The sequence below is a fragment of the Colwellia sp. genome, from assembly GCF_013215345.1.
Lineage (GTDB): Bacteria > Pseudomonadota > Gammaproteobacteria > Enterobacterales > Alteromonadaceae > Colwellia.
Map to the genome: position 1 here is coordinate 19,839 of NZ_JABSOV010000041.1, position 13,270 is coordinate 33,108.

A 13,270-nucleotide genomic window follows, 5' to 3' on the forward strand; every position below is an offset into this window, starting at 1 on the left:
TAAGGTGTTGTGGCTAGTTTTTTATGCTTGAATATCAGCTTATCCGCAGTAAACGTAGAAAGACACTCAGCTTACAGGTTAAGCATGGTCGAGTGACTGTACGTGCGCCTCATTATGTTAAATCAGCTTTCATAGATACTTTTATTCAAGAAAAGTCAGCTTGGTTACAAGCAAAGTTAATTGAGCAACAAAGCATTGCTAAGTTTTGTGACTTTAGCCAAGGCGCAAGTTTGCTTTTTTTAGGCGAACAAGTAAGCCTTAATATAGGTACAGCAAAACAAGCGAGGGTTTTCTTTGCTGAGAAACTAGTAACTAATACGGATTTATCGCGTATACAACAACCTGCACCCAGACAACTTAATGTTGTGATTAGTAATCGAGTCAGCACTAAACTAGCTAGCGATCTAGCAATAACTAAACAAGTAAAAAAACAATTAGAAGGTTATTTTAAGCAGCAAGCGGAAAAACTTATTATTGAGCGCCTTGAAGTCATAAGTGAACAAACGTCTTTAACACCCACAAAAGTAAATATTCGCCAATATCGAGCACGTTGGGGCAGTTGTAATAATCGTGGTGAAGTAAGCTTTAATTACTTTTTAATGATGACACCGTTATTTGTCATTGATTATGTTATTATTCATGAACTGTGTCATTTAGAATTCCTTAATCATTCTAAAAGTTTTTGGCAATTGGTTAAACAACACTCTCCTAATTATCAAAAAGCCAAGCAATGGCTTAGTCATCATCAATCACAATTATATTGGCTAAACCCTAGCTAAAGAATACAAAACACCTCAAGTTCCATGATCTTAATCATAGATTTAGACAAAGCACCAACCATTAACTACACTTTCCCCAGTGCTCTTGAATTATAATCACTTTATTAATACCAAGTCCATTAAGTTAGTTCTCACTCAGTGGGAAAAAACTTATTGGAATTGGTATAACTATTTCTCCTCTTTTAATTCAAGTTTGAAAAGGCATTGTGATGAAAATTAATTTACATAGTATCAAAATTATTACTGTTTATAGCAGTTCAGCAATACTCTCTCTCGCTTGTGCGTCATTTTTTGTTGGCGGTTAGTCTCTTCAGTTGACTATAAAGTTTCTAAATTTGTAAGCGAAGCTTATTAGCTGTTAATTTCATTGATTATTCACTTTAGTAGTCACTAAAAATCTATTATACCTTCAGGTTGAGCCGGCTAGTTTTATCTTTATTGGCTCAGTAGCACAAAAAAAAGCAATTGTTGATTAACAATTGCTTTTTTTTAGGGTAAATTATCCTTAATAAAATAATAATATTTAAGGTCCTTTCTTGTATGAGTCCGTCTGTACTTATTTGTGATGATTCTAATATGGCTAGAAAGCAAGTGCTTAGAAGCCTCCCTGAGCAATGGAAAACCTCAGCTCAAATAGCAAGCAATGGCGCTGAAGCCCTAACTATTTTGCGTGATAATAGCATTGAAGTGTTATTTCTTGATCTCACTATGCCGGGTATTGATGGTATTGGTGTATTACAAGGCATAAAAAAATTGAACCTTGACTGCAGTGTATTTGTTATTTCAGCGGATATTCAACCGGAAATGCAAGCTAAGGTGAAAGCTCTAGGGGCAAAAGAGTTTATACGTAAGCCGGTGAAACCCGATGTTTTAATCAGCCACTTACAGCAGCATGGCCTTTTATGAGTGAATTTCACCTAACTGAAGACCAGCAAGACTGCCTGCAAGAGCTAATAAATATTGCTATGGGTCAAGCAAGTGACCAACTTGCTCGTTATCTTGACACCTTTGTTTATTTGAAAGTACCAAGCATTGAAAGCATTGATGCAAAAGATTTATTACAAACCTTGAGTCAGCAGAAAAATACCATGGCTGTAGTAAGCCAAGGTTTCTTTGGTTATGAAGGTATACGGGGTGAGGCGCTACTTTCTTATCAAGAAGAAGACTCAGGTCGAATTGGTGATTTACTCGGTTATGAGCCTGATGAGTTATCACAGGATGAACAATTAATTGATATTAGCTCTATTTTAACAACCACTTTTTTGAATGTATTTGCTCGGCAAATAGACAACCAAATGTCTTATAATGCCCCTAAATTATTGCCAAGTGTGCAAAACTGTTTGTCAGAACATTTACAGGAAATGACCTTTAATTGGGACCTAGCGTTAAAAATAAATATAAATTATCAAGTCACTGATTATTCTTTTAATTGCAATATGATCTTATTGATCCCCGAAACCGCAATAATTAATATCAAAAAGGTACTCGACCGGATTTTAGCAGAGTTTTAATGTTAGATTTTAATGCGCTTATAAGCGAAAAGAGCACCAATAAACAGGCATTGTCTGGGACTGTGCTTAAACAAATAAATACGCAAATTTCCAATCAGATAAATACTGGGGTTTTGGTATTAGATGCTGAATTTAATATTGTGCTTTGGAATCGTTTTCTGCAAGTACATACAGATAAAGATGCCGCTAATATCATTGGTCAGTCTATATTTATTGCCTTCCCTGAATTGCCTGAACGTTGGTTAAGCCGAAAGTTAAGTGCTGTTTTACAGCTCAATACTCCAAGCTTTTGTTCTTGGCAACAAAGACATCACTTATTCGAACTACCTCACACTAGACAAATCACCACAGATAGTGAATTTATGGCACAAAACTGTACTTTTTTGCCGATAGATACTGATTGCGAGCATAAACATATCTGCATCTTAATTGAAGATGTCACCGATGTATGTCATTACCAAGGCCAGTTACAAAAGACCTTAGCAGAGCTCGCTCAAATGAGCCGTATTGATGGCTTAACCCAAATTTATAACCGTAGGCATTGGCAAGATTCACTCGTTCAAGAATATGCAAAGTCACGCCGACATACCAAGAACCTTTCGCTGATGATGCTTGATTTAGATCACTTTAAGTTACTAAACGATAATTATGGTCATCAATGCGGTGATATGGTGTTAATTGAAATCAGTGCTTTAATTAGTTCTTTGCTGAGAGTTGAAGACATCTTTGGTCGCTATGGTGGCGAAGAGTTTGCCATTATTTTACCTGAAACAAACTTAACTGGCGCGATGGAGCTTGCCCAGCGTATTTGCCATAGTATTGCAACAGCCCCGTTAAAGTATAATGGTCAGGTTATCAAGGTAACAGTGAGTTTGGGTGTTGCCCCGCTTAGTGAGCAGACCTCAAGTTATGAAGAGTTAATCACTCATGCGGATTTAGCTTTATATCAAGCTAAAGCACAAGGGCGAAATCAAGTCTGTAGTGCCACTAACATGGCGACTGCTTAGCATAAATATCAGAGTTAGCTTTAATTTTATGCAAAAGAACCGTTAAAAGTAAGCTTTTATGCATAAATTATAACGTTTTATTTAATATTTATTGTTATTAATGATTGACAGATATCTTTACTTAAGGCATTTTAGAGTTATGAATATAAGCAACAGCCACAATACCAATATTATTATTACCACCACCACCCTTATTAGGATGGCGGTCGCTGGCTAACGTGTAAAAAATAACAATTTTATCGAAGCCCGTGACCTGAAAAGGTTACGGGCTTTTTTATATTTACGATGAAGAGTTTTAACTCTAAAGTTAATTGACGGCTAATAGCCATACTGACAAAAGAGTTTCTCTTTATTGTTCTTTACCAAGGAAAAAAACATGCGTGTACTTAAATTTGGCGGCTCTTCATTAGCGTCTGCAGAGCGTTTTCGTCAAGTTGCTGATATTATCAAAGACAAAAGTAAATCTTCAAAAGTTGCGGTAGTTGTATCAGCGCCACAAGGTGTTACCAATCACTTAGTTGCTATGGCTGAAAATATTAGCGATGAAGCAAAGCTGGTAACCGATTTAGGTCACTTTAATCGCGCAATAACCACAATTATTGATGATTTATCAGCAAGTATTACAAATTTTAATAATCAACATTGTAAGCAAGCGTTGACCAATTATGAACAGCAACTTGAGCGTTATATGCAAGGGGCGACATTACTAACCTATTGCCCTGCTCATATTCGTGCTCGCATTATTAGTACCGGTGAGCGCTTAAGCGTGGCAATACTTGATGCCGTGTTACAAGCTTATGGCTTGCAGGTTTCTTTATTAGCACCGGAAAAGTTCTTATATACTAATAATTCCTCCCTGAACGCCGTGGCAGATTTAGTTTTATCGAAAGAAAAATTCACCAGTGAATACAATAAATTGAGCCAGGTGGCATTAATGCCTGGCTTTATTGGCGTAAATGCTGACATTAATGGTGGTATGCCACAAGTAACGACATTAGGGCGTAATGGCTCTGACTACTCGGCTGCGGTATTAGCCGTTTGTGCCGAAGCAGAGTGTTGTGAAATTTGGACGGATGTTGATGGTGTTTATAATGCCGATCCTCGTTATATCAAAGAAGCAAAGTTACTGGATTATTTATCGTATCAAGAAGCCATGGAGCTATCATATTTTGGTGCCAGTGTTTTACACCCTAAAACCATAGGGCCAATTGCGCAATACCATATCCCTTGTTTAATTAAGAATACCAGTAACCCCAGCGCGCCAGGTACCTTAATCTCCAGTGAAAATGATCAACAAAAGCGTGTTAAAGCGATTTCTAATCTTGATGACCTAACTATGGTCAATGTCTCAGGGCCGGGTATGAAGGGCATGGTTGGCATGGCGAGTCGTGTCTTTGCTACCATGAGTAGAGAAAATATCTCCTTAGTCTTAATAAGCCAGTCGTCCAGTGAGTATTGTATTAGCTTTTGTATTTACTCTAGTGATGCCGAACTTGCTAAACAAAGCTTACAAGATGAATTTGAATTAGAGTTGTTAAATGGCTTACTTGAACCTTTATCGTTAAAGGGTGAATTATCCATAGTGTCACTGGTGGGCGATGGTATGCATCACCAGCGCGGCGTAGCAGCTAAATTCTTTAGCTCATTAGCGCAAGCGCGAGTTAATGTAATTGCCATAGCGCAAGACTCATCAGAGCGTAGTATCTCTGTTGTTGTTGAGCAAAGAAAATGTATGGATGCGATGAAAGTTAGCCATCAAAACTTCTTTTCTCACAAACCTACCATTGATGTGTTTCTAGTTGGCTGTGGTGTTGTTGGCAGTGAACTTATCGCGCAAATTTCTCGTCAACAAGCGAGCTTAAAAGAACAAAATATCGTCTTGAAAGTTTATGGCATTGCTAACTCCAAAGGCATGGTTTTTGACAAAGAAGGTATTGATTTAAATAACTGGCAAGAAGTTGTTGCTCAGGCAGAGCAAACATTACCTGTTAATGTTGAGAACTTAAAAGCCTTTGTCCGTGATAATCATTTAATCAATCCTGTATTTGTTGACTCAACCTCTAATGAAGCCCTAGCAATGAGCTATGTCGATTATTTAGCGGAAGGTTTTCATGTGGTCACACCCAATAAAAAGGCAAATACAGATTCTTGGGAATATTACCAAAAGCTACGTACTACCGCGCAGCAAACTAATCGCCGTTTCTTATACGAAACAACTGTAGGCGCTGGTTTACCTGTTATTGATACTTTGCAAAGCTTAATCAAAGCTGGCGATCAATTACAACGTTTTGAAGGGGTGTTATCAGGCTCTTTATCTTATATATTTGGCAAGCTTGAAGAAGGTATGTCGTTATCAGAAGCTACCGCCATAGCCAAGGAAAATGGTTTTACTGAGCCAGACCCTCGTGATGATTTAAGTGGTCTGGATGTTGCGCGTAAGTTATTAATTATGGCCCGTGAAGCGGGAATGCCATTAGAGCTATCTGATATCTCTATCGAGTCAGTATTACCCACTGATTTTGATGATAGTGGTGATATCAGTAAGTTTATGACTAACTTAAGCAAGCTTGATAGTGACTTCGCTGAGCGTGTAGACAGTGCAAAGTCAGCAGGTAAAGTATTACGTTATATCGGTAATATTGTTGATGGAAAATGCCAAGTATCAATTGAAGCCGTTGGTATTGACCACCCACTCTATAGCATTAAAGATGGTGAAAATGCTTTAGCTATCCATAGTCGCTATTACCAACCGCTGCCGTTTGTTTTACGGGGTTATGGCGCGGGGGCAGCCGTTACGGCCGCCGGTGTTTTTGGTGATTTATTAAGAACCTTAGCTTGGGAGCAACAACACTAATGTCTGTTAATAATACTAGTTCTTCAACAAGTGTCTCAGTTTTTGCACCAGCTTCTATCGGCAATGTTAGTGTTGGTTTTGATGTCTTAGGATTAGCAGTAAAGCCTATTGATGGCACCTTATTAGGCGATGTTGTTAGCGTATCGGCGACAACAGCAGAAAATAGCTTAACGGTGATGGGTAACTTTGCTAACAAGTTACCGAGTAATAAAGAAGATAATATTGTTTGGTCATGTTTATTACTTTTTAACGAGCAATTAATAAAGGCAGAGCAAACTCCCGTTAGTGTTGCGCTGACTTTAGATAAAAAAATGCCCGTTGGTAGCGGCTTAGGCTCAAGTGCCTGCTCAGTTGTTGCCGCGCTAGCCGCGTTAAATGCTTTTTATGCTAAATACCATAATTTTAGCTTTGCTAAAAATGTCTTATTAAAAATGACCGGACAAATGGAAGGTAAAATTAGTGGCAGCATCCATTACGACAATGTTGCGCCTTGTTATTTAGGTGGTTTGCAATTAATGGTACCCGATGAAAACGTCATCTCGCGCCTTTTACCAAGTTTTGATGATTGCTTCTATGTTATGGCCTATCCAGGCATAGAAGTATCAACTAAAGCTGCTCGGGAGGTTTTACCGACGGATTATAGTCGTAGTGACCTGATCCGTTTCGGTCAGAATTTAGCAACTTTTGTTGATGCCTGCCATCGTCAAGATAAGAGCCAAGCATTTTCTGTATTAACAGATGTTGTTGCTGAGCCATATCGCACAAATTTGTTACCAAGATATCAAACATCTCGAGACTATTTGACTGCACAAGGCGCTTTAGCCGTTGGTATTTCAGGCTCAGGACCGACACTATTTTGTGTTTGTGATAGCGAGCAGCAAGCACAGCAATTTGCCCTATGGTTACAAGATAATTATTTACAAACCACATTAGGTTTTGTCCACGTATGTAAAGTAGATCAAGTGGGTGCAACTGAGCTTTAGCTGATAGTTTAATAACGATTGGCATTAATCAGATCTAAGTACGAAAGCTAAACAATTCAGTAACAGATTATAGGAATGACAGTGAAATATTATAATTTAAAAGAAAATGATGAACAGGTAAGTTTCTCCCAAGCAGTAAAGCAAGGCTTAGGTAAAAATCAGGGACTATTTTTTCCTAGTACTATGCCTAAATTAGATAACATTGAAGCATTACTGGCACTGCCTTTAGTTGAACGTAGCGTTAAAATTTTACAACCCTTTGTGGGCGATGATTTAAGTAAAAGTGAATTAACAGAGATTGTTACCGATGCTTTTAACTTCCCCGCTTTATTACAACCTATTAGCCCTGACCGAGCTATTTTAGAGTTATTTCACGGTCCTACATTAGCGTTTAAAGATTTTGGTGCTCGCTTTATGGCGAAATGTTTACAAGTATTTGTTGCCAAAGATGCGAAAGCCAGTGGTGAAACTAAGCCTTTAACCATTTTAACTGCGACCTCTGGCGATACCGGTGCTGCCGTCGCTCATGCTTTTCATGGCATTGATAATATTCGTGTGGTGATTATGTATCCGAAAGGTAAAATCAGCTTACTGCAAGAGAAAATGTTTACCACCCTAGGCGGTAATATTGAAACATTAGCCATTGAAGGTGATTTTGATAACTGTCAGGCGTTAGTTAAGCAATCTTTTGATGATAAAGAACTGGCTAATACTATTGGCTTAAACTCAGCAAACTCAATTAATATCAGTCGATTGCTGGCGCAAGTATGTTATTACTTTGAAGCAGTAGCGCAATTATCTCGCGTAAAAAGTGATTTAAGTAATATAGTATTCTCAATTCCAAGTGGTAATTTTGGTAACCTAACAGCGGGTTTATTTGCTAAAGCGATGGGCTTGCCAATTAAGCGCTTTATTGCTGCAACTAATGATAATGATACTGTGCCACGTTATCTTGAAACAGGGGAGTGGACAGTCAATAAAACCGTAGCGACTATTTCAAATGCCATGGATGTTAGTAATCCGAGCAACTGGCCACGAGTAGAACATATGCTGAAAAGCGGCATTGTTACACAAGGCTGTGTCAGCTCGGTAGCTATTGATGAAGAGCAAACCCAGTCAACGGTAATTCAGTTAAGTAAGCTTGGTTATATTAGTGAGCCGCATGCGGCTGTTGCTTATAAAGCGCTACAATACAGTGCTGTGGAAGGGGAGTTTGGTGTCTTTTTAGGCACAGCTCATCCGGCGAAATTCAAAGAAGTTGTAGAAAGTATTCTGGGTCAACCTATTGGCTTACCAAAAGAATTGGCAGATTGTGTCGGCGAGCCTATTTTATCTCAAGATCTCTCGACCGACTTTAGTGATTTACGTAGTTATCTTCTAGCGTAGCCGGGTAAGTAGTATCATTTAGTATTGTTTTATATTTTTTATAATGTTTAACAATATAAAAATAAAGTAAACTAAGAAAAGCTATCACTTTAGGTGATGGCTTTTTTTAGCTTTTAATTTCGGGCATCACTTTAAAGGCATAAGTTTTAGGATAAATATGATCAAACCCCAATGGCAGCAGTTACTTAACTGTGAAGCTAACAAAGAGTACTTTCAAACACTGACGAGCGAAATAACAAGTCAAAGAATGGCTGGCGTGCCAATTTACCCGGCTGAAGAGGCGGTGTTTAATGCCTTCAATCATATTGATTTAACCGATGTTAAAGTGGTTATTCTTGGCCAGGATCCTTATCACGGCAAAGATCAGGCCCATGGTTTAGCCTTTTCAGTACAAGCGGGCATTAAAGTGCCGCCATCATTGGTGAATATTTATAAAGAGTTGGTGACGGATATCAAGGGCTTTGCTACGCCAAAACATGGCTGTTTAACACCTTGGGCAGAGCAAGGCGTGTTATTGCTTAATACAGTGTTAACCGTACAGCAAGCTAATGCTCACTCTCATGCCAAATTAGGCTGGGAAACGTTTACTGAGCAAGTTATTAATGAGTTAAATGAGCGTAATGATGGCTGTGTTTTTATTCTTTGGGGAGCACATGCCCAGAAAAAAGGTAAAAAGATCAACCAAGAAAAACACTTAGTCTTAGCAGGGCCACATCCTTCACCATTATCAGCCTATCGAGGTTTTTTTGGTTGTCAGCACTTTTCAAAAGCGAATGCTTGGTTAACAAAGCAGGGACTTAAGCAAATTGATTGGCAATTACCTATAGAAATATAAGCTAAAATAGCTTGGTGTTAGTAAGCACTAGGTAAGAAATGAAACACTTCTTGGTAGTATTTTCGAAGCTTAGGTAAATCAGCAGTGAGCAACCACTTTTCATGGGCAAAATAAAGCTCATTGTTAAGATATGCTTGTTGAAGTATGACATTAATACTCTCAATTATTTTCTGTCCTGATGCTGTTTTTGAGCAAGAAACGTGACCAATAAAATAGAGTGGACTGTCAGCAATAGTGTAACTTTCTAGATGCACATCATCTCGGTTAATGATATTGATGTCTTGGGGATAAGAAATAATATAATCAATTCTATTTTTGAGTAACATATTCATTAACGATGAAATTCTATTGGCTCCAGCACGTATAAAAACATTATTATTACTCAGTTCTGCTATTTGTTGGTCTATCCTTACGCCATATGAAACTCCACTTGCAATAGCCAATACTTGTGCAGGGTAGTGGCCAAACAATCGCGCTAAGCTGATGATTTCTCCTCGGTTATTTAATACGTTCTCATTTAAGGGCGAAGCCTGTGCTAGTCGGTATAATTGTTGCCCAAGGTAAATTTCGTGTGGTAGGCTAAAAATAGAGAATTTTTCACGTGTGGTATTTTTTATGCGGCTGGAGATGCAGGCACTAACTTCGTTATGTAACATTCTCTCAGCTCTATCGCCGGTCGCTTTAACAAAATCTAATTGATAACCAAGCTCTCCTAAACCGCGCATGATTATGGTAGCAGTTTCTTGTGAAGTGGTTTTAGATATTTTATTGATATAATCTTGCCACTCAAAAGTATCTTCAATTATCCAGGTTATTTTCAGATTATTAGCAGCTGAAGGTGGGGATATTTGCTCAAATGAAAACGTTGTTGTGGCATGTAAGGTAATCAAACATTGGCAGAAGTATCGTAATAGCAATAACATAATATTCTTCCAGCAAATGAAACTTAGCGAGTAAAAAGCACAGCGGGTCATTTGAGTATAATTCAAGAGGATAAAAATGTTAGTTAGGAGGGTAGCTATCGGTTTTATAAATGATTTTACTCTGCTATATTTTGTATATAGAGGATATTTTGAAAAATAAAGGAAATAAAATGAGTGTTAGTTTCACCCAATTTGATAAGTCGGCTGTAGTTATACTTAAAGTATTAGCGCAGCATTTTCCTACGCCGACTGAAATTGGTTTTAATGATATTTGTCCTGAGTCTGAGGGTGATGTCCATAAACGCGCAGCTCATATAGGCACGCTTGCCTTTTTACGTCATGAAGATATTATTGCTCATGAGGTAGGTAGTGCCTCATCTTTTATTCTTACCCAAGCCGGCTTAGCGTTGTTTAATGAAGATATCTTTAAACACTTAGCTGAGCAGCTTAACGATGATGCTCATATCATTTAGTTGCATCATGAAAAATCACTGCACACCATTTTATATATAAATATTACTATATATCAAGTTCTTATGGTTTGCTATTGAAGTGAATAATCATCTCTGCGGCTTCACAATGACAATCATGGCCACATAAAACACACTCATAACCTTGCTTACTGTCTTCATTCCACTTATCGGGGTGTGACTTTATTAGTTTTCCGCCGCACTTACTGAAATAGGACACTGCACTATTATTAGGGCTTTGTTTCCATAAATGACTTATACCTGCTTGAGCACCTTGCTGTTGTGCTGCTTCGATGGCAAGTTTAAGTAGTTGTTTACCTATGCCTAAGCCGCGGTATTTTTCATCTACGGTATTACATTTAAAGTAACAACACTTTTGACTGTTAACTTGCCATAACCCTGGACTGCACCATTGATCTATTGACCATTGGTTGGCTGAATAGGTATTACGAAAGCCAACCAGTTTATTATCGAGTAAAGCGACAAAACTACAGTTAACAGCATTTACTATGCCTTTATTGGTCCACTGTTTTATTTTTTCATCATCTAAATAACCCTCACCGTGCACTTGATTGGCCAGGGTTATCACTTGTGAAAAATATGCTGAGGTTAAAGGTAAATAGCGAATAGTATCTTTGTTATTGGTCATAGAATGTCTTAAGGCACTTAATTGATTACTCTAGGCTAAGATAGCAAAGCTGCGAATAAGTTGCAGCTAAGTTTCTAGGTAGAGCCTAGGTAAGTTACTAAGTAAGTACCGAGATAAGTTATAGCGAGAATTCAGGAATAAAATTCTAGTTATAATTATAGCCGGTCGTTTCAGTGTGAAAATTTAAACACTTAGCTGAGTTTAATTAGTCTAAACGGTTTAAGCGTTTTCCTTGCTTAAAGGCACTAATGTTTTCGCTCAATAAATTAATGAGTCGCATTTGCGCTTCAATACTTGCCCAGGCAATATGAGCCGTTACTTTCAAATTTTCTAGCTTACTATTAATTAATATGTACTCTGCTGGCGGTGGCTCCTGGCTCAAAACATCGAGCACAGCATAAGCAATTTCTTTATTCTTTAAAGCAGTCACTAAAGCTAGCTCATCAATGAGTGCGCCACGGGCAGTATTGATTAACACTGCAGTATTTTTCATAGTCGATAAAACTTCTGCATCAATAAGATTTTCTGTTTCAGCGGTTTGTGGGCAATGTAAACTAATAATATCCGCCTGCGCTATTAGCTTATCAAAAGCCACCCTGCCTGCTCTAACCGTTGTAGCCTTTGGTCGCTCACTAATCAGCACCTGCATATTAAATGCTTGTGCAATTAAGGCAACGGCTTTACCTAAATTACCGTAACCAATAATACCGAGTGTTTTACCCGCTAACTCACTAAAGCCATTACCGTGATAGCAAAAAGCAGCGCTTGTTGACCATAAACCCTGTGCAGTGTTGTTATTGTGATGACTTGTTTGTTGATAATACTCAAGTAATTGCGCGAAAACGTATTGAGCAACAGATTGCCCAGCGTAACCACTGACATTAGTGACGGCAATATTTAAAGACCTAGCGGCATCAATATCGACATTGTTATAACCCGTGGCACTGATACAAATAAGTTTTAACTTAGGTAAGTCGGATAAAATATCTGCAGTTAATTGTACTTTATTGGTAATAATGACTTCAGCGTCTAAGCAACGGTTGATCACTTCAGTAGGGGAGGTCTTGGCATAACAGCTTAATTCACTAACTTGTTGTTCAATGATAGAAAAGTCAATGGCAGAGCTGAAAGTGTCTTTATCTAAAAATACCGCGCGCATGTGTGTACTCAATGGGTTAGGGGATTAGTTATAGTGTTTTATGGCTGAAAAAATAAGCCAGCGAGTATATTTAATACTAACGGGCTCATTAATCATAAATCGGTATGGGTGCTTCGCTAATCACTTAGTGTAAATCACCTCAGCCAGGTCGACCATCTTTTCTTGCGTTCATTAACATAGGCGCATAGCTGACAATAAATATAACAAATGCACCAATCCATAAAGCACCACTGATATCAATAAATAGTAAAGTTTTATCGGGTAATCCCCAAGGGCCGAAAGTACGTACCAGTGCCGCTAAACTAATAAGGATAAAAGCTAATGTCATCGATTTCGGTGGTGTTAGTGGGCGGCCGGTATGACCTAAAGAAACCCGCGAAATCATCGCTAAAATTAAACCGCCCATACCGCCAATAGTGAGTAAATGCCATACATGGTTACTTGGTACTTCGGGGATTAAATAACTTAGCCCGAGAACAAACAAACCAAAGCAGATAAATTTCATCGCGCCGTGAATGGACCATAAAAGTGGTACGTTTAAAGTGATCCAAGGTCGCCATCTTAACCAACGCATAGTTTGAAATATACTGGCAATAATAAGTAAGACACCAAAAAAGACTGTAGAAGAGCCAACTAAAGGCTGTAACAGTAAACTGAACATGGCAATTGCTAAACTGCCATTGGCTGCTTTATCTAACCAAGGTAACGGTGTTA

The 13,270-nt window shown here is 38.2% G+C and carries 14 protein-coding genes; 10 read left to right on the plus strand and 4 right to left on the minus strand.

Going from position 1 to position 13,270, the window contains the following annotated elements; genetic code table 11:
- Window positions 1-23: 23 nt before the first annotated feature.
- The 9 genes from HRT50_RS08370 to ung all read left to right on the plus strand — a co-directional run bounded on the left by HRT50_RS08370 (window position 24) and on the right by ung (window position 9,355).
- Window positions 24-779, plus strand: a complete 756-nt coding sequence (locus HRT50_RS08370) for a M48 family metallopeptidase (RefSeq protein ID WP_291613333.1) — start codon at window positions 24-26, stop codon at window positions 777-779.
- A 79-nt stretch (window positions 780-858) separates the two neighbouring features.
- Complete coding sequence (locus HRT50_RS18850; RefSeq protein ID WP_367238864.1) at window positions 859-999, plus strand: hypothetical protein; 141 nt, start codon at window positions 859-861, stop codon at window positions 997-999.
- 320 nt (window positions 1,000-1,319) lie between these two features.
- The gene (locus HRT50_RS08375) at window positions 1,320-1,685 is read left to right on the plus strand and encodes a response regulator (RefSeq protein WP_291613335.1); all 366 of its coding nucleotides are present in this window, start codon (window positions 1,320-1,322) and stop codon (window positions 1,683-1,685) included.
- Window positions 1,682-2,290 carry a chemotaxis protein gene (locus HRT50_RS08380; RefSeq protein ID WP_291613337.1) on the plus strand — a complete coding sequence of 203 codons (609 nt, stop codon included), beginning with the start codon at window positions 1,682-1,684 and terminating at the stop codon, window positions 2,288-2,290. Before HRT50_RS08375 ends, HRT50_RS08380 begins: the two co-directional genes overlap by 4 nt.
- On the plus strand, window positions 2,290-3,297 hold the full coding sequence (locus HRT50_RS08385; protein ID WP_291613338.1) for a GGDEF domain-containing protein: 1,008 nt from the start codon (window positions 2,290-2,292) through the stop codon (window positions 3,295-3,297). Before HRT50_RS08380 ends, HRT50_RS08385 begins: the two co-directional genes overlap by 1 nt.
- Before the next feature lie 376 nt (window positions 3,298-3,673).
- Window positions 3,674-6,151: a bifunctional aspartate kinase/homoserine dehydrogenase I gene (thrA, locus tag HRT50_RS08390; RefSeq protein ID WP_291613340.1), complete on the plus strand. Its 2,478-nt coding sequence runs from the start codon at window positions 3,674-3,676 to the stop codon at window positions 6,149-6,151.
- Window positions 6,151-7,134, plus strand: a complete 984-nt coding sequence (gene thrB / locus HRT50_RS08395; RefSeq protein WP_291613342.1) for a homoserine kinase — start codon at window positions 6,151-6,153, stop codon at window positions 7,132-7,134. The genes thrA and thrB overlap by 1 nt, the downstream gene beginning before the upstream one ends.
- 81 nt (window positions 7,135-7,215) lie before the next feature.
- Window positions 7,216-8,520, plus strand: coding sequence for a threonine synthase (gene thrC / locus HRT50_RS08400; protein WP_291613344.1), 1,305 nt, complete (start codon window positions 7,216-7,218; stop codon window positions 8,518-8,520).
- Window positions 8,521-8,677: 157 nt separating this feature from the next.
- Window positions 8,678-9,355 (plus strand): uracil-DNA glycosylase, encoded by a 678-nt coding sequence (gene ung, locus HRT50_RS08405; protein ID WP_291613346.1) that lies wholly within the window; start codon window positions 8,678-8,680, stop codon window positions 9,353-9,355.
- A 17-nt stretch (window positions 9,356-9,372) separates the two neighbouring features.
- On the opposite strand, the gene HRT50_RS08410 is transcribed toward ung, so the two are convergent.
- Complete coding sequence (locus HRT50_RS08410; RefSeq protein WP_291613348.1) at window positions 9,373-10,278, minus strand: hypothetical protein; 906 nt, start codon at window positions 10,276-10,278, stop codon at window positions 9,373-9,375.
- 170 nt (window positions 10,279-10,448) lie between these two features.
- On the opposite strand from HRT50_RS08410, the gene HRT50_RS08415 reads away from it, so the two are divergent.
- Complete coding sequence (locus HRT50_RS08415) at window positions 10,449-10,751, plus strand: hypothetical protein (protein WP_291613350.1); 303 nt, start codon at window positions 10,449-10,451, stop codon at window positions 10,749-10,751.
- A gap of 61 nt (window positions 10,752-10,812) precedes the next feature.
- Here the strand turns inward: HRT50_RS08415 and HRT50_RS08420 are convergent, their stop codons facing one another.
- From HRT50_RS08420 to HRT50_RS08430, 3 genes are all read right to left on the minus strand, one after another.
- Entirely contained in the window at window positions 10,813-11,397 is a 585-nt protein-coding gene (locus HRT50_RS08420) for a GNAT family N-acetyltransferase (RefSeq protein ID WP_291613352.1), read from the minus strand.
- A gap of 205 nt (window positions 11,398-11,602) precedes the next feature.
- Complete coding sequence (locus HRT50_RS08425) at window positions 11,603-12,556, minus strand: D-2-hydroxyacid dehydrogenase (protein ID WP_291613353.1); 954 nt, start codon at window positions 12,554-12,556, stop codon at window positions 11,603-11,605.
- Window positions 12,557-12,695: 139 nt separating this feature from the next.
- Window positions 12,696-13,270, minus strand: a 575-nt coding sequence (locus tag HRT50_RS08430; protein WP_291613354.1) for an NnrS family protein, incomplete at its 5' end; no start/stop codon positions are given.

Coding starts and splice junctions, on each gene's coding strand:
- HRT50_RS08370 (WP_291613333.1), top strand. CDS start 24: ATGCTTGAATATCAGCTTATCCGCAGTAAACGTAGAAAGACACTCAGC.
- HRT50_RS08375 (WP_291613335.1), top strand. CDS start 1,320: ATGAGTCCGTCTGTACTTATTTGTGATGATTCTAATATGGCTAGAAAG.
- HRT50_RS08380 (WP_291613337.1), top strand. CDS start 1,682: ATGAGTGAATTTCACCTAACTGAAGACCAGCAAGACTGCCTGCAAGAG.
- HRT50_RS08385 (WP_291613338.1), top strand. CDS start 2,290: ATGTTAGATTTTAATGCGCTTATAAGCGAAAAGAGCACCAATAAACAG.
- thrA (WP_291613340.1), top strand. CDS start 3,674: ATGCGTGTACTTAAATTTGGCGGCTCTTCATTAGCGTCTGCAGAGCGT.
- thrB (WP_291613342.1), top strand. CDS start 6,151: ATGTCTGTTAATAATACTAGTTCTTCAACAAGTGTCTCAGTTTTTGCA.
- ung (WP_291613346.1), top strand. CDS start 8,678: ATGATCAAACCCCAATGGCAGCAGTTACTTAACTGTGAAGCTAACAAA.
- HRT50_RS08410 (WP_291613348.1), bottom strand. CDS start 10,278: ATGTTATTGCTATTACGATACTTCTGCCAATGTTTGATTACCTTACAT.
- HRT50_RS08415 (WP_291613350.1), top strand. CDS start 10,449: ATGAGTGTTAGTTTCACCCAATTTGATAAGTCGGCTGTAGTTATACTT.
- HRT50_RS08420 (WP_291613352.1), bottom strand. CDS start 11,397: ATGACCAATAACAAAGATACTATTCGCTATTTACCTTTAACCTCAGCA.
- HRT50_RS08425 (WP_291613353.1), bottom strand. CDS start 12,556: ATGCGCGCGGTATTTTTAGATAAAGACACTTTCAGCTCTGCCATTGAC.